The organism is Pseudomonas sp. 382, assembly GCF_002759075.1.
Taxonomy (GTDB): domain Bacteria; phylum Pseudomonadota; class Gammaproteobacteria; order Pseudomonadales; family Pseudomonadaceae; genus Aquipseudomonas; species Aquipseudomonas vlassakiae.
The window spans coordinates 269990-292360 of sequence record NZ_PEMX01000004.1; the positions used below are offsets into that span (position 1 = coordinate 269990).

20 protein-coding genes are annotated in these 22371 nt (G+C 64.0%); all 20 read right to left on the reverse strand.

From position 1 onward, the window contains the following. Positions 1 to 88: 88 nt before the first annotated feature. The 20 genes from fliG to rfbF all read right to left on the reverse strand — a co-directional run bounded on the left by fliG (position 89) and on the right by rfbF (position 22313). Positions 89 to 1108: a flagellar motor switch protein FliG gene (gene fliG, locus CQW31_RS07590; RefSeq protein WP_054887156.1), complete on the reverse strand. Its 1020-nt coding sequence runs from the start codon at positions 1106 to 1108 to the stop codon at positions 89 to 91. After that, positions 1101 to 2876 (reverse strand): flagellar basal-body MS-ring/collar protein FliF, encoded by a 1776-nt coding sequence (gene fliF, locus CQW31_RS07595; RefSeq protein ID WP_054887157.1) that lies wholly within the window; start codon positions 2874 to 2876, stop codon positions 1101 to 1103. The genes fliG and fliF overlap by 8 nt, the downstream gene beginning before the upstream one ends. 15 nt (positions 2877 to 2891) lie before the next feature. Further along, entirely contained in the window at positions 2892 to 3224 is a 333-nt protein-coding gene (gene fliE, locus CQW31_RS07600; RefSeq protein ID WP_054887158.1) for a flagellar hook-basal body complex protein FliE, read from the reverse strand. Between the two features lie 106 nt (positions 3225 to 3330). After that, entirely contained in the window at positions 3331 to 4707 is a 1377-nt protein-coding gene (locus CQW31_RS07605; protein ID WP_099814205.1) for a sigma-54 dependent transcriptional regulator, read from the reverse strand. Continuing rightward, entirely contained in the window at positions 4707 to 5924 is a 1218-nt protein-coding gene (locus tag CQW31_RS07610) for a PAS domain-containing sensor histidine kinase (RefSeq protein WP_054887160.1), read from the reverse strand. The genes CQW31_RS07605 and CQW31_RS07610 overlap by 1 nt, the downstream gene beginning before the upstream one ends. Before the next feature lie 413 nt (positions 5925 to 6337). Continuing rightward, positions 6338 to 7813: a transcriptional regulator FleQ gene (gene fleQ / locus CQW31_RS07625; RefSeq protein ID WP_099814207.1), complete on the reverse strand. Its 1476-nt coding sequence runs from the start codon at positions 7811 to 7813 to the stop codon at positions 6338 to 6340. A 167-nt stretch (positions 7814 to 7980) separates the two neighbouring features. Beyond that, complete coding sequence (locus CQW31_RS07630) at positions 7981 to 8277, reverse strand: flagellar protein FliT (protein ID WP_099814208.1); 297 nt, start codon at positions 8275 to 8277, stop codon at positions 7981 to 7983. A 17-nt stretch (positions 8278 to 8294) separates the two neighbouring features. Further along, a complete protein-coding gene (gene fliS, locus CQW31_RS07635; RefSeq protein WP_054886304.1) occupies positions 8295 to 8690 on the reverse strand; it encodes a flagellar export chaperone FliS in 396 nt (131 codons plus the stop codon). A gap of 151 nt (positions 8691 to 8841) precedes the next feature. After that, entirely contained in the window at positions 8842 to 10251 is a 1410-nt protein-coding gene (gene fliD / locus CQW31_RS07640; RefSeq protein ID WP_099814209.1) for a flagellar filament capping protein FliD, read from the reverse strand. Positions 10252 to 10331: 80 nt separating this feature from the next. Beyond that, positions 10332 to 10706: a flagellar protein FlaG gene (locus CQW31_RS07645; protein ID WP_054886306.1), complete on the reverse strand. Its 375-nt coding sequence runs from the start codon at positions 10704 to 10706 to the stop codon at positions 10332 to 10334. Between the two features lie 72 nt (positions 10707 to 10778). Next, positions 10779 to 11630 carry a flagellin domain-containing protein gene (locus tag CQW31_RS07650; protein ID WP_054886307.1) on the reverse strand — a complete coding sequence of 284 codons (852 nt, stop codon included), beginning with the start codon at positions 11628 to 11630 and terminating at the stop codon, positions 10779 to 10781. Positions 11631 to 11881: 251 nt separating this feature from the next. Beyond that, positions 11882 to 12817 (reverse strand): ketoacyl-ACP synthase III, encoded by a 936-nt coding sequence (locus CQW31_RS07655; RefSeq protein ID WP_099814210.1) that lies wholly within the window; start codon positions 12815 to 12817, stop codon positions 11882 to 11884. Positions 12818 to 13077: 260 nt separating this feature from the next. Then, entirely contained in the window at positions 13078 to 15975 is a 2898-nt protein-coding gene (locus CQW31_RS07660; protein ID WP_099814211.1) for a TIGR00180 family glycosyltransferase, read from the reverse strand. Between the two features lie 30 nt (positions 15976 to 16005). Next, positions 16006 to 16743: a cephalosporin hydroxylase family protein gene (locus tag CQW31_RS07665; protein WP_099814239.1), complete on the reverse strand. Its 738-nt coding sequence runs from the start codon at positions 16741 to 16743 to the stop codon at positions 16006 to 16008. 20 nt (positions 16744 to 16763) lie between these two features. Then, positions 16764 to 17831, reverse strand: coding sequence for a class I SAM-dependent methyltransferase (locus tag CQW31_RS07670; RefSeq protein ID WP_099814212.1), 1068 nt, complete (start codon positions 17829 to 17831; stop codon positions 16764 to 16766). After that, positions 17821 to 18699 (reverse strand): NAD(P)-dependent oxidoreductase, encoded by an 879-nt coding sequence (locus tag CQW31_RS07675; RefSeq protein WP_099814213.1) that lies wholly within the window; start codon positions 18697 to 18699, stop codon positions 17821 to 17823. Before CQW31_RS07675 ends, CQW31_RS07670 begins: the two co-directional genes overlap by 11 nt. After that, complete coding sequence (locus CQW31_RS07680) at positions 18696 to 19922, reverse strand: class I SAM-dependent methyltransferase (RefSeq protein WP_054886312.1); 1227 nt, start codon at positions 19920 to 19922, stop codon at positions 18696 to 18698. The genes CQW31_RS07675 and CQW31_RS07680 overlap by 4 nt, the downstream gene beginning before the upstream one ends. Continuing rightward, a complete protein-coding gene (locus CQW31_RS07685; protein WP_054886313.1) occupies positions 19919 to 20479 on the reverse strand; it encodes a dTDP-4-dehydrorhamnose 3,5-epimerase family protein in 561 nt (186 codons plus the stop codon). The genes CQW31_RS07680 and CQW31_RS07685 overlap by 4 nt, the downstream gene beginning before the upstream one ends. Then, positions 20476 to 21558, reverse strand: a complete 1083-nt coding sequence (rfbG, locus tag CQW31_RS07690; protein WP_099814214.1) for a CDP-glucose 4,6-dehydratase — start codon at positions 21556 to 21558, stop codon at positions 20476 to 20478. Before rfbG ends, CQW31_RS07685 begins: the two co-directional genes overlap by 4 nt. After that, positions 21540 to 22313, reverse strand: coding sequence for a glucose-1-phosphate cytidylyltransferase (gene rfbF / locus CQW31_RS07695; protein ID WP_099814215.1), 774 nt, complete (start codon positions 22311 to 22313; stop codon positions 21540 to 21542). The genes rfbG and rfbF overlap by 19 nt, the downstream gene beginning before the upstream one ends. Between the last annotated feature and the right edge of the window lie 58 nt (positions 22314 to 22371).

The window sequence follows — 22371 nt, forward strand, 5'->3', positions numbered from 1 at the left end:
GCGAACACCGGCGAAGCCGGTGCCATACACCGCGCTGCCTGCTTCGCGGGCAAGCCCGCTCCCACGAGGAACCATGCTGCCTGCAGGATCAGATCATTTCCTCGGCACCCTTGCCGCCGAGTACGATCTCGCCGGCCTCGGCCATGCGGCGGGCGATGGTGAGGATTTCCTTCTGCGCCGTTTCCACGTCGCTCACGCGCACCGGGCCCTTGGCCTCGAGGTCGTCGCGCAGCAGCTCGGAGGCACGCTTGGACATGTTCTTGAAGATCTTGTCCTTGACCCGCTCGTCGGCACCCTTGAGCGACACCACCAGCACGTCGGAAGAGACCTCGCGCAGCAGTGCCTGGATGCCACGGTCGTCGACGTCGGCCAGGTTGTTGAAGACGAACATCAGGTCTTCGATCTGCTCCGACAGGTCGCTGTCGATCTCGCGGATCGCGTCCATCAGCGCACCTTCCACCGAACTGTCGAGGAAGTTCATGATGTCGGCGGCGCGCTTGATGCCACCCAGGGTGGTGCGCGCAGCGTTGGAGTTGCCCGAGAACTGCTTCTCGAGGATCTGGTTCAGCTCCTTGAGCGCCGCCGGCTGCACGGTATTGAGCGACGATACGCGCAGGACGATGTCCAGGCGCACCTTGTGGTCGAAGTTGCTCAGCACTTCACCGGCCTGGTCGGGGTCGAGATAGGCGACCACGATGGCCTGGATTTGCGGGTGCTCGTAGCGGATCACATCGGCCACGGCACGCGGCTCCATCCACTTGAGGCTGTCCAGGCCGCTGGTGTTGCCACCGAGCAGGATGCGGTCGACCAGGCCGTTGGCCTTGTCCTCGCCCAGGGCCTGGTTGAGCATCTTGCGGATATAGGCGTCAGAGCCCACGCCCAGGCTGGTCTGGTCGCCGACGATCTCGACGAACTCGCTCATCACCTGCTCGACCTGCTCGCGGTGCACGGTGCCCATCTGCGCCATCGCCACACCGACCCGCTGCACTTCCTTCGGGCCCATGTGTCGCAGCACTTGTGCTGCATCGGTCTCACCGAGCGACAGCAGCAGGATGGCTGCCTTGTCGACACGGCTCAGCTTGGCGGTAATGGCTCGATTGTCACTCATCGGCGTTGATCCACTCTTTGACGACCTGGGCTACACGGCCCGGGTCTTCGGCCACCAGGCCTTTGATTGCGTTGAGCTGTGCTTCGTAACCCTCGGTCGGGCTCGGCAACAGAATGCTTGACGGGCCACCGAGGCTGACACGGTCGTTGGCCAGTTCGCCATCCAGACCGATCATCCCGCCCAGTTCCATGTCGCTGTCCGCAGCAGCCTGCTTGCCGCCACCAGTGATGTTGTTGAGCACCGGACGCAGCACGCCGAACACCAGCACCAGGATGAACAGCACGCCCAGCACCTGCTTGACGATGTCCCAGAACCACGGCTGCTGGTAGAACGCGATATCGGCGATCTCTTCGCCACGGTCGGCGGCGAACGGCACGTTGATCACGGTCACACTGTCGCCACGGCTGGCATCGAAGCCCACCGCGTCCTGCACCAAGCGCGTGAAGCGCGCCAGGTCTTCGGCACCCCAAGGCGCACGCGTGGTTTCGCCATTGGCATCGACCTTGACCTGGTCGTCGACCACTACCGCCACCGACAAGCGGGTCAGGCGACCCTGCTGCTGACGGGTGTGGCTGATCGAACGGTCCAGCTCGAAGTTCTTGGTGGTCTGCTCACGCTTGTCCGACGGGTACGGCGCCAGCATCGGCTGGCCGGTGGCCGGGTCCATGATCTGTTGACCGTTGGCATCCACCAGCGGCTGGCCAGGCTGGATGGCAGCGGCCGCCCCGGCTGTACCCCCGGTGGTTTGCGGCGCCGACGCCGGCCCTGGCGGCTGGTTGCTCAGCGCGCCCGGCACGCCCTGCGGGCCTTGGCTGCTGGCGCGCTGTTCATTGACTGCCTGCTCGCTGCGCAGCGCCGGCTGGTCCGGATTGAACTGTTCGGAGGTCGACTCGACCGCACTGAAGTCCAGGTCGGCGGAGACTTCGGCCTTGTAACGGTCATTGCCCAGCACCGGCTGCAGGATGTTGTGCACACGCTGGGTCAGCATGCCTTCCATGCGGCGGCTGTAGTCGAACTGCTTGCCGGCCATGGTCAGTGCGGTGTCCTGCAACTGCTCGGAGAGCAGGTTGCCGCGCTGGTCGACCACGGTCACTTGCGACTTGTCCAGCTCGGGCACACTGGTAGCGACCAGGTTGACAATAGCCATGACCTGGCCCGCTTCCAGCGAACGGCCCGGGTACAGTTCGACCAGCACCGAGGCGCTGGGCTTGCGCTCGTCACGCACGAATACCGAGCTTTTCGGGATCGCCAGGTGCACGCGGGCGGCCTTGACGTTGTTCAGGCTGGAAACGGTTCGCGCCAGTTCACCTTCCAGGCCGCGGCGATAACGGGTGGTTTCCATGAACTGGCTGGTGCCCAGCCCCTGCTCCTTGTCGAGCAGTTCGAAGCCGACAGTGCCATCGCTCGGCGCGACGCCGGCAGCCGCCAGCTTCAGGCGCGCACGGGAGAGGTCGTCGGCCTTGACCAGCAGAGCACCGGAGTTGGGCTCGACGTGATAGGGGATGTCTGCAGAGGCCAGGGTGTCCATGACCTGCTTGGTGTCCATGCCAGCCAGGCTGCCGTACAGCGGCCGGTAATCCGGTTGTTGCGACCACAGCACCACGGCGAAGCCGATCGCCACGCTGGCTGCCAAACCGACCAGCAGGCCGACCTGACGCAGCATGGGCATCTGCGAGATGTTCTCCAGGAACGCCATGTTCAGGAACGGTGGCTTGGAACCTGGCGCACCGCTCTTGGCGGGGGCGTTTTCGACGACTGCTTCAGCCATGACTTACTTCCGCCCTCAAACCGGCATCTGCATGATGTCCTGGTACGCCTGGACCAGCTTGTTGCGTACCTGGGTCAATGCCTGCATGGACACACTGGCTTTCTGCGAGGCAATCATCACGTCGGTCAGGTCGACGCCGCTCTTGCCGATCTCGAAGGCATTGGCGAGCTGGGTCGACGCCTGCTGGGTCTGGTTGACCTTGCCGATGGCCTGGCCAAGCATGTCGGCAAAGCTGCTTTGGCCAGGCGCCAGTTCGGCGGCGACAGTGGCTTTGGGCAACGACATGGCATCGGCCTGCATGGCCCGCATGTCCAACATCAGACGATTGAATTCAACACCTTGGCTCATGACCTTCTCTCTCCGGCGGCCGCATTTTTTTGACACTCATGCGGCGGATAGCGCTGAACTAGCAACTCATGTGCCAGCCCGCCCCGCAAACCTATAAATGACTGTTTCAGCCAAACAGGCTGGCTTCCACATCGAGCCCGGCATCCCGCATCTGCGCCAGCTTGTAGCGCAAGGTACGCGGGCTGATGCCCAGTTTTTCGGCAGCTTCCTTGCGCCGCCCACGCTCGGCGCGCAGGGTGTCGATGATCATCTGAAATTCATGGCGACGCATGTCGTCACCCAGGCCACCGGAGTCCAGCGCCACCTGTGCAGGCGATGGCGATTCAGCGGCGCCCCCTGCAGCCGACAATGGAATGGCGCCTGCCAGACAAAAATCTGCCGCCTCGATCACCCCGCCCTGCTGCAGGATCAACGCCCGCTGCAGAGCATTGTCCAGCTCGCGCACGTTGCCCGGCCAGGCATGCGCCTGCAGGCAGGCACGCGCGCCGGCAGACAGCCGCACCGGCGCATGCTGCATCTTCGCCACGTGGCGAGCGAGCAAGCGCTCGGCCAGCGGCAGGATATCGCCAGCACGCTCGCGCAGTGGCTGCCAGGCCAGCGGGAACACCGAAAGGCGGTAGTACAGGTCTTCGCGGAAGCGCCCCGCCGCCACTTCGCCCGCCATGTCGCGGTTGCTGGTAGCCAGCACGCGGATGTTCAGGGCGATCGGCTTGCGCCCACCGACCCGCTCCACCTCGCGCTCCTGCAGCACCCGCAACAACTTGGCCTGCAGGCCAAGGGGCATCTCGGAAATCTCGTCGAGCAGCAAGGTGCCGCCCTCGGCCTGCTCGAACTTGCCGGCCTGGGCAGCGATGGCCCCTGTGAAGGCACCTTTCTCGTGGCCGAACAGCGTGGCCTCGAGCATGTTGTCCGGGATCGCCGCGCAGTTGATCGCAACGAAGGGCTGGGCCGCCCGCGGCGACTGCTGATGGATGTAGCGCGCCAATACTTCCTTGCCGGTGCCCGACTCGCCGGAAATGAGCACGGTCGAGTCGCTGCGGGCCACACGCGCTGCCAGCTCCAGCAACTGCCGGCTGGCGGCCTCGCACGCCACCGGCCCCTCGTTGTCGGCTGCAGTCAGGCGCCCGGCGGCATGCCGCTCGACCAGGCTCAGCAACGCCTTGGGCTCGAACGGCTTGACCAGGTAATCCGCAGCCCCCTCACGCATGGCCTGCACCGCGCGTTCGACGGCCGCGTGGGCGGTCATCAGCAACACCGGCAACTGTGGATGCTGCCGTCGCAGCCTGGCCAGCAACTGATGACCGTCCATGCCCGGCATGTTCACGTCGCTGACCACCAGGCTGTAAGCCTCGCCCGCCACCGCCTCCAGCGCCTCTTCGGCGCTGCCGACCGCATCGAAGGCAAACCCGCCGATTTCCAGGGTATCGCCCAGCGCCTGGCGCAAGACGCGGTCGTCCTCGACCAGCAGCACTTTGATTGCCATCACACGACCTCCGCTGCCTGCCCGCTTATCAACGGCAGCTCCACCTTTACACAGGTGCCACGCCCGACTTTCGAACGCAGCGCAAGCGTGCCCTGGTGCGCACGCACCACGGCGTTGACCACCGCCAAACCGAGCCCGGTACCGGTGGCCTTGGTGGTCAGGAACGGTTCACCCAGGCGCCCCAGCAGCTGCGCATCGATACCGCTGCCGGCATCGCTGACAGTCAAATGCAGGGTGTGCTGGCGACGGAACAGGTGCACCTTGAGCCGCGCCGGGCTGTCGCTGGCCTGTAAAGCGTTCTCGATCAGGTTGAGCAAGGCGCCTACCAGGGTGTCGCGATTGCACAGCAACTCACCCAGATGGCAGTCGCACTGCCAGCGCACCGCGTGCCCTTGCACATGGGCCTGGGCCGCTTGTTGCAGGGCCTGGAACAGGCCCTTCGGGGTCACCCGATCACCCAGTGGCAGCTCGCCGCGGGCAAACACCAGCATGTCACGCACCTGGTGCTCCAGTTCGTGCAAGCGCTCCTTGAGGCTACCGGCGAAGCGCTGGCGGGTTTCTGGCGCAAGTTCACGCTCGCTGTCGGCCAGATGGCTGGCATAGAGCATGGCCGCCGACAACGGCGTACGGATCTGATGCGCCAGCGAGGCGACCATGCGCCCCAGCGACGACAGGCGCTCATGGCGCGCCAGCTGATCCTGCAGGCGACGGGTTTCAGTCAGGTCGTTGAGCAACACCAGCTGGCCGGGCTCAGCGTCCAGCGAGCGAGTGGCAATGGACAGGCGCCGACCATCACGCAGCGAGACCTCATGGCCATCATCCTTGCGCGGGGCGAAGCTGCGGGCAATCACCTGGCGCCACAGCTGGCCGACCAGGGGCTCGCCGAGCAATTGACAGGCTGCCGGGTTGGCTTCTCGCACCAGGCCCTGGTCGTCGATCACGATCACCCCGCCCGGCAGCAGGTCGAGCAGGTTCTGCAGGCGGTTGGCCAGGCGTTCTTTCTCGTTCAGCTCGGCCATGCGCTGCTGGCCGACTACCGCCAGCTCGCCCTTGAGCTCGCTGACGCGGGCTTCGAGCATGCTGTAGGACTGGTTGAGCTGGGTAGACACCTGATCGAACAGGGCGAATGCCTGATCCAGCCCCTGTCGACTCTCCTGTTCGACCGGGGTACGCCCTTGCGGATCAGGAACTCGGGAAAAGTGGGCGGCCTGGGGCATCGTGCTCTCTCGCGTGGCTGACCGTCATAAAAACGGTGTGTTGCCAGCGGTGTAGCAATAGCCGTGCCGGGGATGGGGGATTGGCTGAGAGTGGATGGCTTGAGGACTGTGTTGGGGCGTAGATCGAGCGCCGCCCGCGCGGCGCATCGCGGGCAAGCCCGCTCCCACATTTGTTTCGGGCCAATCACTTCTGTGCCGCCAACAGGAGCCGCCTTTGTGCATGACTGGAAACAGATGGAGCGGCATCAGCGCCAACCGAGATGCATCGCCATGCCAACAAGGAGGTCCCTGTTGGCTTAGCAGGAGTGACTGGCCCGAAACAAATGTGGGAGCGGGCTTGCCCGCGATGCGCCGCGCGGGCGGCGCTCGATCTACACCCGAACATCCAACTCAAGCCATGCACCCAAAGCGAATCAGTCTTCCGCCTGATCCTCGCCGCCCTGGCGGCTCATGCCGTATTTGCGCATCTTCTCGACCAGGGTGGTGCGGCGAATGCGCAAACGTTCAGCCGCGCGAGCAACGATACCGTTGGCATCGTCCAGCGCCTGCTGGATCAGGCCCTGCTCGAGGCTACCGAGGTAATCCTTCAGGTCCAGGCCCTCCGGCGGCAACATCGCATGATTGCTGAAGTTCGGCGCATGGCCATTGATTGCCACGCGCTCTTCCAGGTCGCTGCGCAGGCTGTCGACCAGCTGCTCGTCCTCGTCATCGATGTAACGGAACTTCTTCGGCAGCTCCGACACCCCGATCACCCCATACGGATGCATGATCGCCATGCGCTCGACCAGGTTGGCCAGCTCCCGCACGTTGCCCGGCCAGCCATGCCGGCACAGCGACATGATCGAGGCGGAGTTGAAGCGGATCGAACCGCGCTTCTCGTGCTCCATGCGCGAAATCAGCTCGTTCATCAGCAACGGGATGTCTTCCACGCGCTCGCGCAGTGGCGCCATCTCGATCGGGAACACATTGAGGCGGTAGTACAGGTCTTCGCGGAACGTCCCACCCTCGATCATGGTTTCGAGGTTCTTGTGCGTCGCCGCAATGATGCGCACGTCGATGCTCTGGGTCTTGTTGCTGCCCACGCGCTCGAAGGTACGTTCCTGCAGCACACGCAGCAGCTTGACCTGCATCGGCAACGGCATGTCGCCGATCTCGTCGAGGAACAGCGTACCGCCATTGGCCAGCTCGAAGCGCCCGGCACGGCTGGTGATCGCGCCGGTGAAGGCGCCCTTCTCATGGCCGAACAGTTCGCTTTCCAGCAATTCGGCAGGGATCGCCCCGCAGTTGACCGGCACGAACGGCGCTTCGCGGCGCTTGGAGTGGTAGTGCAGGTTGCGCGCGACCACCTCCTTGCCAGTGCCGGACTCGCCAAGGATCAACACGCTGGCGTCGGTATCGGCCACCTGCTGCATCATCTGCCGCACGTGCTGGATGGCACGGCTGGTGCCGACCAGGCTGCGGAACAGGTTGGGCTCGCGCTGCCGACCGCGCTCCCGCGCCTGGTCGTACATCTCGCGATAGACCTGGGCGCGGTGCAGCGAATCGAGCAACTGGCTGTAGCTCGGCGGCATTTCAAGGTTGGACAGGACCCGACGGCGCAACTCTTCCGGGAACTCCACAGAAGAAATTTCACCAATCAGCAAAACCGGAAGGAACTCATCCCACCCAGCCACTGTCTTAAGCAGCCCAAGGACACTGCCCGGGGCATTGACGGTACCGATCAGCACGCAGAGCACTTCACGACTCGAAGACAGGCTCCCTACGACTTGCTGCCAGTCCTGGCTGGAGCAAGGGAGGTTTTCTTCGCCGAGAAAGTTCAGGACCACCGCCAGATCGCGGCGGCGTGCACTGTCGTCATCGATCAGGAGAATCTTGGTTTCACGCCACATGCAATAGCAACTTCCCTAGTCATATCGGCGCCCTTTTCAGGGCATGCTCGACATCTCCGACTGAATGGTCAGTGTTCGGACGTCTGGAATTCGAAAACAGCCACTAGTAAAGTCAAAAAAGCCGATGCAGTCAAATTAATGGCGCCCGGCTTTTTGCACATCTGTGGTCAGCTGAACAGATGGTATACCTTAGCGGCATTTTTCGCCTGACGGATTTGTGTCATCTCGTCGACTATTGATTGACGCTCACCACTTGCAACTTCAATCAGTTGCCGGTAAACGGCCAGCAATTGCTCAAGACTGTCGCGAACGTCGGCTTCCTGCCCGTGCGCCTCGCCCAGCACATCGTTGATGCGCAAGCGGCAATCGAGATCCAGTTCACCCACTGCATCCCAGTCGCGCTTCTCCAGCGCCGTCAGCAACAACCGGCGGGTCTGTTCGATTCGGGCGATTACATCGCTCATGGCACCCTCCTCCTGGCTCAGGAAGCCGACGACTGCTCGCCGATGGCGTCCCAACCTTCCTTGACGGTAATCAGCAGCCGCGCCACTTCATCGATGATGGCCGGGTCGCTCTTGGCGTTGGCTTCGATCAGGCGGCGGCTCATGTAGGTGTACAGGCTGTCCAGTTCGGCCAGGCTGTCGGCGTGGTTTTCCAGATCCAGGCCCTCGCGCAGGCCGCCGATGATGTCGATGGCCTTGCCGATCAGGATGCCTTTCTGGGCGATATCGTTGCGCGCAATCGCACCCTTGGCCTGCGCCATGCGGTCCAGCCCGCCCTGCATGAGCATCTGCACCAGGCGGTGAGGACTGGCTTCGGATGTCTGGGCCACGCCGTTGACTTTCTGGTATTGCCGAAGGGCCAACATCGGGTTCATGGATCTACCTCGTTGCTGCAAAAAGGTTGCTTGTACCCTGTGTATCGCCGAGACGTCAAAAAACTTTAGCGGCAAAACGAAAAGCCCGGCGCGCTTGCTGGCGCTGCCGGGCTTTTGTCGCTTTGCTGGTGTCTTCGCGTCGCGATGCCGATCAGGAGTTCTTCGCCTGGGCGTTCAGCGCATCGAACACCGACTTGATCTGATTGGCCTGGGCATTGAGCTTGGCCACCGCAGTGTCCATTGCTACGAACTTCTTGGTCAGCGACTCGGTCAGCGACTCGGTGCGACGGTCCAATGCCAACTGCTGGTCAGCCAGGTTCTTGGCGACCTTGTCCAGGCTGGCCTTGCGCGTGGCAAGGCTGCCATCGCTGGAGTTGTAGGGATCGATGGCCTTGTTCATGCGATCGAAGATGCCATTGGTGCCAGTGAACAACTCCTGCACTTCCGAACCCAGCTTCTTGTCGCTCATCGCAGCCGTGAACTTGGTGGAGTTGAACTCCAGGGTGCCATCCTTGGTGGTATTGATACCCAACTGGCTCAGGGTGGTCAGTTGGCTGCCCGCCCCCACTTCCGAGAGCACCTTGCGGATATCGTTGACCAAAGAACGGGTGGTAGGGTCGTTGGTCAGCGGGCCGAGCACCAGGTTGTCGTTGTCATCCTTGGAAGTCGAGGTCAGCGAAGTGATCGCCTTCTGCAAGGTGTTGTAGGCATCGACGAACGACTGGATCGACTTCTGCAGACCATCGTTGTCCGCCGACACCGTGACACTGGTCCCGGTGGTGCTGCCAGCCGGCGTGGTACCGGTGAGCTCCAGGGTCATGCCACTGATGGCATTGTCCACGGTGTTCTTGGCACTGGTCACCTTCAGCCCGTCGATGGTCAGCTCGGCATCCTGAGCCAGGGCGGTGATGTAGCCCGCGCCACCGGCCGCGGTCATCTGCGTGGTGCCATCGATCTCAAGCTCGGGGATCCCGGTGAGTGACAGGTCGGAGCCAGCACCAGTGGTGGTCGAGCTCAGCACCAGGCGCGCACCACCCTCGCCGTTGACGATGTTGGCCGAGATACCTTGGACGCCAAGCTCTTTGTTGATCTGGTCGCGCACGCTTTCCAGGGTCGCACCACTGGCAATGTCGAGCTTCCAGGTGTTGCCACCCTGGCTGACACTGAGCTGGCCGGCGCTGATGGCCGAGGTCGAGCCCCCGGCGAACGACTGGCTGGCCACCTTGGAGCCAGTGGCCAACTTGTTGACCATGATGTCGTAGCTACCGGCGACTGCCGTGTTGCCTGCGGTGACCTTGACCACCGACTCGTTGGCCGACTTCGCTGCATAAGCATTGAACGACGGCGCTTTCGGGTCGTTGAGCTTCTTCATCGCGTCCTGATACGCGGTGAGGGCACTGCGCAGCGAGCCCACACCCGAGATCATGGCCGAGTTGTTGCTGGTCTGCCGGGTGATCTGCGCCTTTTTGGCGGCAGTATCAGCGGTGACCAATGCATTGACCATGTCAGTGATGTTCAGACCAGTACCTTGACCGATACTGGAAACGAGTGTGCTCGCCATAACGTTATCCCTCTTTTCGAAGCGTCAGTCCTGCTCCTGCAAGACTGACATGAATCTCGCCTTCCGGCATTCGCCGCCGGTCAGGCCTTGGCGTCGAACAAAAGACTGTTTACATCGCTCAGGCTGTGGGCGATTCGCAGGGCCTCTTCCGAAGGCAACTGGCGAATCAGCTCTCCAGTCTCGCTGGCGATGACTTTGACCACGATCTTGCCGGATTCCTCATCAGTGGAGAACTCCAGGTTGCGTCGGGTCGAACTGAGAAACTTCTCGATTTCCGAAACGGCGTTTTTCACCTTTTCGGCATCGTGTGCCTGCTCGGCAGCCGTGACTGCCTTGTCCTCCAGCATACCACTGCCACGCGGCGCTTCAGCCGTGCGGGCAACCGGCTTGTCGGCGGCCGGTTCGGCCGGACGAGCAGTCGGGTAGGACAGGTTCAGCTTGACGCTCATGTCCATGACTTACCACCTCGCAATGAAAAGGCGGGGAAGCGCCTCAACGTGCACTCCCCCGCCGGTCGCCATCAGCGATTACTGAAGCAGTTTCAGTACAGCGGAAGGCAGCTGGTTGGCCTGGGCCAGAACCGAAGTCGAAGCTTGCTGCAGGGTCTGCTGCTTGGTCAGCTGAGCAGTTTCGGCAGCGAAGTCGGTGTCCTGAACACGGCTACGAGCGGCTTCGGCGTTCTCGTTGATGTTCTGCAGGTTGTTGACGGTAGAGGTCAGACGGTTCTGCGAAGCACCCAGGTCGGCACGGGTGGTGTTGATGGTCTGCAGAGCCTTGTCGATCGCGTCCAGCGCAGCGTTCATGCTGGCTTCAGCTTCGGCGCTGGTCGAACCGGTGATGGCGATGGCGGCCGAGTCGACGCTCAGGGTCTGGGCATCGAAACCGCTGTCCAGACGGATGCTGATCTGGTTGTTGGCACCGGAGTTGGAACCGACCTGGAAGGTCAGTACGCCAGCGCTGCCGTCCAGCAGGTTCTTGCCGTTCAGCTGGGTGGACTTGGCGATACGGCTCAGTTCGTCGGACATCTGGGCGAACTCTTTGTTCAGAGCGTCGCGGTCGTCCTTGCTGTTGGTGTCGTTACGCGACTGGACGGCCAGTTCACGCATACGCTGCAGGATGTTGGTCTGCTCTTGCATCGCGCCTTCAGCGGTCTGGGCAACCGAGATACCGTCGTTGGCGTTTTTGATTGCCATGGTCTGACCGCGGATCTGCGAGGTCATACGGGTAGCGATCTGCAGGCCGGCGGCGTCGTCTTTGGCGCTGTTGATTTTCAGGCCGGAAGACAGACGGGTCATCGAGGTGCTCAGAGCATCGGAAGCACGGTTCAGGTTTTTCTGAACGCCCAGAGAGGTGGTGTTGGTGTTAACGGTCAAAGCCATGACGAATTCCTCGTTGGATTGGGTACTACGGCTTCCGGCCTTGGCAATTCGCCGGGTGTGGCACAGAGAACCTTCGTAATAGTTATCTTCGTCAGGGCGGGTTTCTTTAGCGGATTTTCGAAAAAATTTGCTGGCATCCTGCCAGCTCAATGAAATCAAGGTCTTGACGCCAGAATGCAGGCACTGGCGGCAGCCACGCAGAAAAGAAAACGCCGCCTGGAAACGGCGGCGTCTGCTTCAGCACTGTTCGCTCAATCGCGGCGCTCGATGATTGCCGAGCCCCAGGACAGACCGACGCCGAAACCGCTCAGGGCCACGCGCTTGTGCTGGGAGCCGAGCACGTGCTTTTCCAGCAGCAGCGGAATGCTCGACGACACGGTATTGCCGGTCTCGACCATGTCCTTGACGAACTTCTGCTTGTGCTCGCCTTCGATGAAGCGCGCCGACACCGCATCGACGATCGCCGCGCTGCCCTGATGCAGGCAGTACAGGTCGATGTCGCCGGCCTGCAGCTCGCTGGTTTCGAGCAGTTGCTGCAGGTGCGCCGGCACCTTGACCAGGGCGAAGTTGTAGACCTGGCGACCATTCATGAAGAACTTGCCATCGGTGGTACGCAGATGCTCGGCACCACCACCGTCGCTGCCGAACAGCGACTTGCCCAGTTGCCAGGCTGCGCCCTCGCCCATCCAGGTGGCGGTGGCGGCATCACCGAACAGCATGGTGGTGTTGCGGTCTTCGGGGTCGACGATCTTCGAATAGGGGTCGGCGGTGATCAGCAGGCCGTTCTTCAGGCCAGCGGCTTCCATGAAGCCCTTCATGGCATACAAGCCATACACGTAGCCCGAGCAACCCAGGGAGATATCGAAAGCGGCGACGGCCGTCGACAGGCCCAGCTTGTGCTGGACGATCGCCGCAGTGTGCGGCAGCCCTTCGGCATCCCCGTTCTGGGTGACCACGATCACCGCATCGATGCTTGCCGGGTCCAGCGACGGATTGGCGGCGAACAGGTTGTTCACGGCCTCTACGCAGAGGTCGGAGGTTTCCTGCGCGGCTTCCTTGCGTGGCAAGAAGGTCGAACCGATCTTGCCAAAGATGAAATCCTGGTCCTTGCCGAATTTCGCGCCTTGGGCGTAGTTGTCCACGCCTTCGACCGGCACGTAACTGGCGATGCTTTTAATGCCAATCATATGGCTTCCCAATTCAGTAACAGCGAAATACCCGCCTGGGCCGAACGGCAAAACGCCAAGCGATACGGTTGATCCGATCCTTGGCGGTTTGTCCGGGGGCGACGCGGCGGTTCCCGGTTTCGACAATATACAGTGAAGATGCGCGTTCTGACTCTCAAGTCACGCTCTTTTTGTCGAATGGGCAAAGCGCCTGGCTGATGCAAACGAAAACGCCATGGGCGCGGGGGCGCCCATGGCGTTCATCGCTCAGCAGGCAGCGTTCAGCTGCACAGCGCCTGCCACTCCACCCGGCTGTGCGGATCCAGGGTGAACAACGCCGCGCAGCGGCTGTGGGCGGCGTTATAGAACGGATCATGCGCATGCGCCGGGGCCACCAGTTGCTCCACGTCACCATGGCGCACCACCTGAGCCTGCGGGGTCCAGACCACCAGCAGACCCGCCCCGGCAACCTGCAGGCACAGGTCCACCTGCGCGGCGCGGAGGGTGGCCAGCTGCTCATCCAGGCCACCCAGAGCGTGCAGCACCTGCGTGCGCACCATCAGGCAGCCGGAGACCGCCGCCACGTTGTGCTCCACCTGCAGGCGTTGCAAGTAACCCGGCGCATCCTTGGCCGCGCCCTGGAACGCCGGGCGGATGCCCGCCTGTCCCGCCAGCACCAGCCCGGCCTCGACCACCTTGCCATCGGCCCCCAGCAGCTTGCCGCCGACCACCCCGACCTCGGGGCGCTGAGCCTGGTTTAGCAGGCCTTCCAGCCAATTGGCGTTGAGCACCTCGGCCGCGCTGTCGAGCAGGACCAGGTACTCGCCCCGGGCCTCACGGCTGGCGAGGTTGAGCATGGCCACAGGCGCCAGCGGCTGTTCGCTGCGGACCACCCGCACGCGGCTGCCAGCGGCCGCCAGGCTGGCCAGCCACTCGCGCAGCGGTGGCGATTGGCTGGCGTTGTCGGCAATGACTATCTCGTGGTTCTGGTAACGGGTGCGCTGCAGGACGCTGACCAGGCAGCGCTGCAGCTCATCGGCATTGTCCTGGCAGTACAACAGCACCGACACCACAGGGCGCTCAGGATGACGGTAGTCGATCTGGTGAGTGCCCGGATGCACCGAGCCGACGGTGGCGGTATAGCCGCGCTCGGCCAGGCGCCGGGTCAGCACCGCGCGCTCCTGGTCCTGGCTGTCGGCGCTTGGCGCGGCGCAGATCAGCAGCGGTTCGGCAAGGTGCGCCAGGCCGGCAAGGCCCTTATCGCCGATCAGACGCAGCAGCAGGTCGAACTCCAGTGCCAATGGATACTGGCTGTCGAACCCGCCGGCGGCCAGCACCAGATCACGACGCAGCAGCCAGTGCCGCGCCATCGCCCCTGGCACGCTCTGCAACAGGTCGAGGCTGGTACCCGGGCGCAGCACTTCGCGCAGGCGGCCATCGGCCTGTACCTGCACCTCATCCATGGCCACCGCACGAATACCCTCCACCTCCAGCAGCTCCAGGCTGGCTCGCAGCAGCCCGCTGGCGGTAAAGCGATCGCCGGCCTCGGCGAGGATGACCCAGTCGCTGCCCAGCTCGGCAACCGCCTGGTTGATGATGCGCACGTGATCCTTGCCGTCGGCCTTGACGAAATGCACGGTCTGCCCTGCATGGGTGGCCATCGGCAGGTCGCCGCTGGTCAGCACCACGACCTTGAAATTACGGCATGGCCCGGCCATCAGGCTGTCGAAAGTAGCCTGCAGCTTGTCCATCTGCGCCTCCAGGTCGAGCAGCACGATGCCGAAGCTCGGCCCGCCGTTGGCGGCGGCCAGGCGTTGCCTGGCCAGGTTCAGCTGAATGCCATCCGGGGCACGTGCCGCCAGCCAGGTCAGCAGCTGGCCGGACGGCAGCGCATCGAGCAACGCCTGGCTGTCGTAGCTCGGCAGGGCCTCCAGACGCGCCAGCCAAGGGCGCAAGGGCGCGGCCTCGGCCTCGTCACCGGCGGCCTCGAGCGAGGCCAGCAGACGCTGCACCACCACCCGGTTGAACGGGCTCAGCGCCAGCGCCTGCCAGAGCCGTGCGCGCAGCGTGCGGTCGTTGTCATTGTCGTTGACCTGCAGCAGCGCCTGCTGGCGCACCAGAATGGCCTCCAGCTCACGCAACTGCAGGCGCCCGCACGGCATGGCATGGATAAGAAATTCCAGCTCTGCCAGCAGGTCGAACATTGGCTGGTTGTAGAACGGCATCTCGACGAACTGCTGCTTGCCGAAGATCCGCTGCGGCTCAGGGCTCGGCACATGCCAGCGCGAGGTGACGATCATGCAACCGTGCAGGGCACGGCCGCTGAGCAGGCCTTCGCTCATGGCCTGGAAACCGGCCAGGGCCACCTGCCTGGCCTGTTCGACGCCCAGCGCGCCGATTGCACTGGGAACCGAGGCGAGGAATTCGGCAAACTGCTCGCGCTCCTGGCAGCTGCGCTCATCGCGGTTGGCCAGCACGGTGAGCACATTGGTGTTGTGGTCCGAGCCGCCCAGGTTGGCCTCCCGCACCGCGTAGGGGATCGGCAGGATGCGCGCCTTGGCGTTGGCCAGCAGATAGAAGGTGTGGCCAATCTCCTGCCATTCGAAGCTGGTGCCCGGCGGCAACAGCGCATACCACTGCTGCAGCAGGTCGGTACGGGTGACCGCGTAGAACGGTGGCAGGAACTGGCCCATGAACTCGACCAGGCGCTGGGCCGGATCGTCGCTGCAATAATCCTCCTGCACACGCTTGTCCCGACGATAGAAATGCACCTCGGTACCGTGCGCCACGTACATCATGCCGTAACCATGGCAGACGCCGTAGTCCGGATTCTGCGTCAGAAACTCCACCGACTGCGCCATGGCATCGAACAACAGGAAATCGTCGTCCGCGGCAAAGGTCATGAACGGCGTGCGCACTTCGTTCACGCCATAGCTGAGCTTTTCCTGCAGGCCGCGGTAGGTGTACTGCGGCAGGTGGCGGTAATCCACCTGCGGGTAGTCCGCCTGCAGCGTGGCATCGGCCTGGTTCGACGAGTCGAGCACCAGGATGCTCGCCGGGAAGTCGCGGTAGTAATGCAAGGTCCGGCGCAGGAACGCCGGGCGGTTATGGGTGATCAACACCAGCGTGAAGCGCTCGCGCAGGCCGCTGTCGATGGGCGTGTTCTTTTCAAGCTGCATAAGGGTGTTCCTGGGGACCTTGAGGAAGAATCAGCGCACGCGGCGCAGATAGCCGTCCGGCGCGACGGTCAGCAACAGCTTGTCCTGCACCTGGCGGTCGATCTCGAAGTCGCTGTTCTCTTTCAGGTATTGCCACACGGCAGTCTTGGGGTTGTCGCCATGGCCCCAGGGGCGGTCCGGGAAGAAGTCGGCCGGCATGTCCTCGACCACGGTATCCATTACCACGCAATAGCTGTCCACCGATACCAACGGCGCATAGGCCCGCAGCTCGTCGAGCACGTGCTGGTGGGTATGGTTGGAGTCGAGCACGACGATGACCTTCTTGCCTTCGGCCAACTGGCGCACCTTGGCGACCATCTGCGGCGCGATGCTCGAGCCTTCGAGCATGCTGATGCGGTGCGCCATCGGGTGCTCCTCGATGGCCTTGCGGTTGTGCGGACGGATGTCGACGTCGATGCCGAGCACCTCACCATGGCCCAGCAGCTGCAGCAGCGAGGCGTAGTAGATGATCGAACCGCCGTGGGCGATGCCGCACTCGATGATCAGGTCCGGCTTGATGCGCCACACCAGTTCCTGCATGGCGACCATGTCCTGCGGCAGCTGGATGATCGGCCGGCCCATCCACGAGAAGTGGTAGCTGTACTTGTGCTTGGCCGATTCGTTGAACAGGTCGCGTGCCAGGCCCTGGAGCTTCTGGTCCTGGCCCTGGGCGGCGATCTGCTCGTTGCACTCGGCGACGAAGGCCTGGTGGACGTTGGTATCAGTCATGGAGGCGGTCTCTGCAAAGGTCATTGGAACGCGGCGTCATCGACCGCGTGGTAGACGAAACGGTTGCCGGTGTCACGGCGGATCTCGTCCAGGTAGTTGGAATTCATCACGAACACCTGCGCACCATCGGGCATGCTGGCCAGCGCTTCTTCAGGCGAGGACACGCGCAGGCCGCTCAGCGGCAGATAGCGGCCTTGCTTGGCCGGGTTGATATCGATCACATGGTCGACCTGCACGCCAGCGCGCTGCAGGTACAGCGAATAGATCACCCCTTTGGACGAGGCGCCCCAGATCGCCGCGCCGCGCCCGGCGTGTTCGCGCACCAGGGCCTGGCCACGTTCGAGGCTGGCGCTGAAACCAGACGGCAGTTGCAGGCGCCGGCCATCGAAGGCTGGCTCGCGCAGGCTGGCCAGGTCGGCGACGATGTACAGGTACTGGCCGTTGAACAGGTGCCCGGATTCCAGCACCTTGCCGAAGCAGCGGCGCAGGTCGTCCAGGCGGAAGTAGTTGACGTGCTCGTAGAACAGGTCGAACCAGGCACGGTGCTCGAGGATCCAGTCCAGGCATGGCACTTCGATGTAGATCAGCCCGCCCTGGTTGGCGTCGGCGATAGCGCCGAGGAAGGCCAGCGGGTCGGCGATATGCTCCAGCACGTGACGCAGCACCACCGCATCGGCGGCCAGCCCCAGGGCGCGGGTGAACGGCGCCTTGATCACGTCCGGGTTGTCGCCCTCGTAGGCCGGGTCGATGCCGGTCACCTGGTGGCCACGCTGGCGCAGTAGTTCGAGAAAGTAGCCCTTGCCACACCCCACCTCGATCAGGCGCTGACCGGCGAAGTGCCGGGCCACCAGGCCCTCCACCGCGTCCAGGTGACGCTGGAACGCCGGCGACAGGGCCTGTTCGTTCTGGTAGTCGCTGTCGTAGCTGAGCAGGGAGGCGTCGAAGGCCTGGTTGTAGACCAGACCGGTACGCTCGTCCTGAACCAGGCACAGATCGCCGCTGGCGGATGCCTGCGCGCTGGCGGCATCGGCGAAGGTGCGATTCTGCAGTACGGGCAGGCCGACCGCACGATACAGTTCATAGGCCATCAGGTTCTCCTTGGGCAGCCAGCAGTTGCGTGAGTCGCTCGGTCACGGCCCAGAACGCCATCGGCTCGTGGCTTGGATAGGGGTAATGGCCGAGGTTGAGCGCCACCTTGGCGCCGCGCTCGCGCAGGCGCTGCTCGACCAGGCTGCGCACCGCCCGCGGCTGGCCGCTGGCACAGTTGACCACGCCGGAGAACGCCCGGCAGTGCAGCAGCCCGGCCAGCTGCCGCGCGGCCTCGGTGACGGGCTGGAAATCGCGCAGCTGCTCGCCGGCAGACATGTCGAAGGCCGTCGCACCGCTGTCGATGGCACGGTCGAGGGCGGCCAGCAGGCTGTTGGGGTTCTGCCCCTGGCCATGCAGGTAGAACAGCCGCGCCCATTGCAGAACAAACGGCGTGTGCAACTGCAACGCCTGGAGGAACTGATGCAGGCTGTGCTTGGCCAGCCCGTAGGGATTGCCCGGGCGAGCCGGGCACTGCTCGTCCAGCGGGCCATTCTGCATGCCGTACTCGAAGCAGGTGCCGGTGACCAGCACCTGGCGCACGCCAGCTTCGACCGCGTCCTTGATGAAGCGGTAGTCGGCCATCAGGTTCTGCTCCAGATGGAACAACGCCTGATAGTTGGGCAACCCTGGCCAGGCCAGGTGGGCAAGCGCATCGATGCCCTCGACCCAGCGCCCCACCTGCTCGGCATCGGCCTGGTGCAGGTCGCCGGCGACGAACTGCACCTGGTCGAACCACGGCATGCTGCGTGCGCGCTGCACGTCGCGGGCAATGGCGCGCACCCGGCAGCCACGGGCCAGCAGTTCGGTAACCAGGTGGCGGCCAACGAACCCGGTGGCGCCTGTCACCAGCACATGCAGACCGGTCATAGCACGGTCAGCTCAGGCACGGCGATCACGAACTTGCCGCCCCACTCGCGGATGCCGGCCTGCTGCTCGCTGACCTCGCGCAGCAGGTTCCACGGCAGCACCAGCACATAGTCCGGCTGCTCCTCGGCCAGGCGCGCCGGCGCCACCACGGGTATACGGCTGCCCGGCAGGAACTTGCCCTGTTTGTGCGGGTTGGCATCGGCCACCCAAGCCAGCAGGTCAGCCTTGACGCCGGCATAGTTGAGCAAGGTGTTACCCTTGGCGGCCGCCCCATAGCCGACCACACGCTTGCCTGCGGCCTTGGCATCGAGCAGGAATCGCAACAGCTGCAGCTTTATGCGCTCGGCGGCCGGCGCCAGGCTCGAATAGAACCCGGCGCTGCGCACGCCCACATCCTCTTCCAGGGCCAGCAGGCTGGCGACGGCCGCTTGCGCAGGCCGGCGCTGGCCGTCGGCGCGCTGCACGAATACCCGCAGCGAACCGCCATGAGTGGGCAGTTCCTGCACGTCGAAAATCTCCAGGCCATTGCGCTGGCAAAGGCCCTGCACAGCGGTCAGGGACAGGTAGGAGTAATGCTCGTGGTACAGGGTGTCGAACTGGTGTTCGGCAATCAGCGACAGCAGGTGGGGGAATTCGAAGGTGGCGACGCCGGCTGGCTTGAGCAAGGTCGCGAAGCCCCCGAGGAAATCGTTGATGTCCGGCACATGGGCGAGCACGTTGTTGGCCGCCATCAGGTCGGCGCTCCAGCCTTCGGCGGCCAGCTGCGCGGCCACCTCACGGCCAAAGAACACTTCACGGATCTCCAGGCCCTTGGCCCGCGCCGCCGCAGCGGTGCTGCGGGTCGGCTCGACGCCCAGGCACGGGATGCCACGTGCCGCCACGTACTGCAGCAGATAACCGTCATTGGCAGCGATCTCGACCACGCGGCTATCCTGGCCCAGCGCGAAGCGCTCGACCATGCCTGCCACGTAGGTTTCGGCATGCGCCAGCCAGGAACTGGAGTAGGAGCTGAAGTAAGCATAATCGGCGTCGAACAGCTGCTCGGCGCGCGTGTAGTCTTCGGTCTGCACCAGCCAGCACTGTTCGCACACCGCCACCTTCAGCGGCACCCACTGTTCAGCCTCGGCCAGTTGCTCGGGACGCAGGTAGGCGTTCGAAGGCGGCGAGGTTCCCAGGTCGATCAACGGCAGGTGCAAGGCGCTGCCACAACCACGGCAATTCATACGGTCACTCCGGTAAAGCAGTCGTCCAGCCAAGGATGCAGCTCATCCCGGGCCGAGAGGTTGATCACGGGCAACGGCCAGGCGATCGCCAGGCGCGGGTCGAACACCGACAGCCCGCCCTCATGCTCGGGGGCATAGTCGGCGCTGTGCAGGTACAGCAGCTCGGCATCGTCGCTCAGGGCCTGGAAGCCGTGGGCGAAGCCTGCCGGCACCAGCAGGCTGCTCGCGTCGCCGGCCTGCAGATGCTCGGCGTGCCAGTGCAGGAACGTCGGCGAATCGGCGCGCAGGTCGACTACCACGTCCCATACCTCACCGCGCATGCAGGTGATGTACTTGCTTTCCGGCTGCGGTCCGGCCTGGTAGTGCAGGCCACGCACACTGCCACGCTGGCGAGTCAGCGAACGGTTGATCTGGCGGATGTGGAACGGCGCGCCGAAGCGCTCCAGGCTGTCTTCGCAGTACAACCGCGAGAAGGCGCCACGGGCGTCTTCAGCGCGGCGGTGCTCGATACGGGCAAGGCCCGACAGCGGCAAGGCATGCAAGCTGTACTGACTCACAGCGACTCCTGGTAAAGGCTCAGCTGGGTCAGGCAGACCGCGCGCATGTCCATGCCCTTGCGCCAGGCCAGGTGCCAGTTCAGGGTTTGCTCCAGGCATTCGCCGAGTGTCCAGCGCGGGCGCCAGCCAAGCAGTTGGCGTGCGCGCGAGCTGTCCAGGCGCAGCAGCCCGGCTTCGTGCATCTCGCTTTTCTGCAGTTCCACCCCCGGCGCCTGCGGCCATTGCCCGGCGAGCAACTGGACGACCTCGCCGACACTGCACATGTCGTCGTCACCGGGGCCGAAATTCCACGCGCCGGCAAAGCGCGGGCCTTGCTGATACAGGCCAGCCGCCAGCGCCAGGTAGCCAGCCAGCGGCTCCAGGGCGTGCTGCCAGGGGCGTACCGCCTGGGGCAGGCGCAGCGTCACCGGCTCCCCCGCTGACCACGCCTTGAGCACATCCGGGATCAGCCGTTCAGGGGAAAAGTCGCCCCCGCCCAGCACATTGCCGGCGCGGGCGGTGGCCAGACTCAGGCCGTGCTCGGCATGCTTATCGAGTGGAAAGAACGATGCCGCGTAGGACTGGGCCAGCAGCTCGCAGCAGGCCTTGCTGCTGCTATAGGGGTCATGCCCGCCCAACGCTTCGTTCTCGCGATAGGGCCAGGCCCATTCCTGGTTGGCGTAGACCTTGTCGGTGGTGACCACCACACAGGCACGCACGCCCCCGACCTGGCGGATCGCCTCCAGCAGGTTGAGGGTGCCTATGACATTGGTGGAGTAAGTCCCCAGCGGGTCCCGGTAGCCCTCCCGGACCAGCGGCTGGGCCGCCAGGTGCAGGACGATTTCCGGCTGCACCTCGGCGATCAGTTCCAGCAATACGCCAAGATCACGTACGTCGCCACGGCGGTCATCGATGCCCTCGCCGACCCGGGCCAGTTCGAACAGGCTCGGCTCGGTCGCCGGATCCAGGGCGAAGCCGGTCACCTTGGCACCCAGGCTCTGCAGCCAGAGCACCAGCCAGCTGCCCTTGAAACCGGTGTGGCCCGTGACCAGGACGCGCTTGCCAGCCCAGAACGCAGGGCTCAGGCCCACTGCTTCCATGGTGCCTCCCCGCTGCTCCACAGCTGTTCGAGGTGATTCTTGTCGCGCAGGGTGTCCATCGGATGCCAGAAACCTTCATGGGCGAAGGCATGCAATTGCCCCTCGCTGGCCAACCGCGAAAGCGGCTCGGCTTCCCAGGAGGTGGTGTCGCCGTCGATATAGGGCAGCACCTCAGGGGACAGCACGAAGAACCCGCCGTTGATCCAGCCGCCATCGCCGCGTGGTTTTTCGGTAAAGCCCAGCACCTGGTCGCCGTCGCGCTGCAGGGCGCCATAACGCCCCGGCGGCTGTACGGCGGTGACCGTGGCGAACCGGCCGTGGGCATGGTGGAAGTCGACCAGCGCACTGATGTCGATGTCGGAAACCCCGTCGCCGTAGGTGAAGCAGAACGCCTTTTCACCTTCCAGGTAACGGGCCGCACGGCGCAGCCGGCCGCCGGTCATGGTTTCCTCGCCGGTGTCGACCAGTGTCACGCGCCATGGCTCGCTGTAGTTCTGATGGACATCCATGCGGTTGGCGCGCATGTCGAAGGTGACGTCGGAGGTGTGCAGGAAGTAGTTGGCGAAGAAATCCTTGATCGCGTAGCCCTTGTAGCCCAGGCAGATCACGAAGTCGTGGATACCGTGCGCCGAATACTGCTTCATGATGTGCCAAAGAATTGGCTTGCCACCGATTTCGATCATCGGTTTGGGCTTCAGATGCGACTCTTCGCTGATCCGCGTGCCGAGCCCACCCGCCAGAATGACTGCCTTCATCGATTTCCTCATGTACTTCGCGCCGCCGGCACCGCCAGGGCGAAGGATTTATGGCGAT

Coding starts and splice junctions, on each gene's coding strand:
- CQW31_RS07660 (WP_099814211.1), bottom strand. CDS start 15,975: ATGCAGCTTGAAAAGAACACGCCCATCGACAGCGGCCTGCGCGAGCGC.
- fliE (WP_054887158.1), bottom strand. CDS start 3,224: ATGAGCCAAGGTGTTGAATTCAATCGTCTGATGTTGGACATGCGGGCC.
- fliS (WP_054886304.1), bottom strand. CDS start 8,690: ATGAACCCGATGTTGGCCCTTCGGCAATACCAGAAAGTCAACGGCGTG.
- CQW31_RS07675 (WP_099814213.1), bottom strand. CDS start 18,699: ATGACCGGTCTGCATGTGCTGGTGACAGGCGCCACCGGGTTCGTTGGC.
- fleQ (WP_099814207.1), bottom strand. CDS start 7,813: ATGTGGCGTGAAACCAAGATTCTCCTGATCGATGACGACAGTGCACGC.
- CQW31_RS07610 (WP_054887160.1), bottom strand. CDS start 5,924: ATGCCCCAGGCCGCCCACTTTTCCCGAGTTCCTGATCCGCAAGGGCGT.
- fliF (WP_054887157.1), bottom strand. CDS start 2,876: ATGGCTGAAGCAGTCGTCGAAAACGCCCCCGCCAAGAGCGGTGCGCCA.
- fliG (WP_054887156.1), bottom strand. CDS start 1,108: ATGAGTGACAATCGAGCCATTACCGCCAAGCTGAGCCGTGTCGACAAG.
- rfbF (WP_099814215.1), bottom strand. CDS start 22,313: ATGAAGGCAGTCATTCTGGCGGGTGGGCTCGGCACGCGGATCAGCGAA.
- CQW31_RS07630 (WP_099814208.1), bottom strand. CDS start 8,277: ATGAGCGATGTAATCGCCCGAATCGAACAGACCCGCCGGTTGTTGCTG.
- CQW31_RS07655 (WP_099814210.1), bottom strand. CDS start 12,817: ATGATTGGCATTAAAAGCATCGCCAGTTACGTGCCGGTCGAAGGCGTG.
- fliD (WP_099814209.1), bottom strand. CDS start 10,251: ATGGCGAGCACACTCGTTTCCAGTATCGGTCAAGGTACTGGTCTGAAC.
- CQW31_RS07605 (WP_099814205.1), bottom strand. CDS start 4,707: ATGGCAATCAAAGTGCTGCTGGTCGAGGACGACCGCGTCTTGCGCCAG.
- rfbG (WP_099814214.1), bottom strand. CDS start 21,558: ATGGAAGCAGTGGGCCTGAGCCCTGCGTTCTGGGCTGGCAAGCGCGTC.
- CQW31_RS07650 (WP_054886307.1), bottom strand. CDS start 11,630: ATGGCTTTGACCGTTAACACCAACACCACCTCTCTGGGCGTTCAGAAA.
- CQW31_RS07645 (WP_054886306.1), bottom strand. CDS start 10,706: ATGGACATGAGCGTCAAGCTGAACCTGTCCTACCCGACTGCTCGTCCG.
- CQW31_RS07665 (WP_099814239.1), bottom strand. CDS start 16,743: ATGACTGATACCAACGTCCACCAGGCCTTCGTCGCCGAGTGCAACGAG.
- CQW31_RS07680 (WP_054886312.1), bottom strand. CDS start 19,922: ATGAATTGCCGTGGTTGTGGCAGCGCCTTGCACCTGCCGTTGATCGAC.
- CQW31_RS07670 (WP_099814212.1), bottom strand. CDS start 17,831: ATGGCCTATGAACTGTATCGTGCGGTCGGCCTGCCCGTACTGCAGAAT.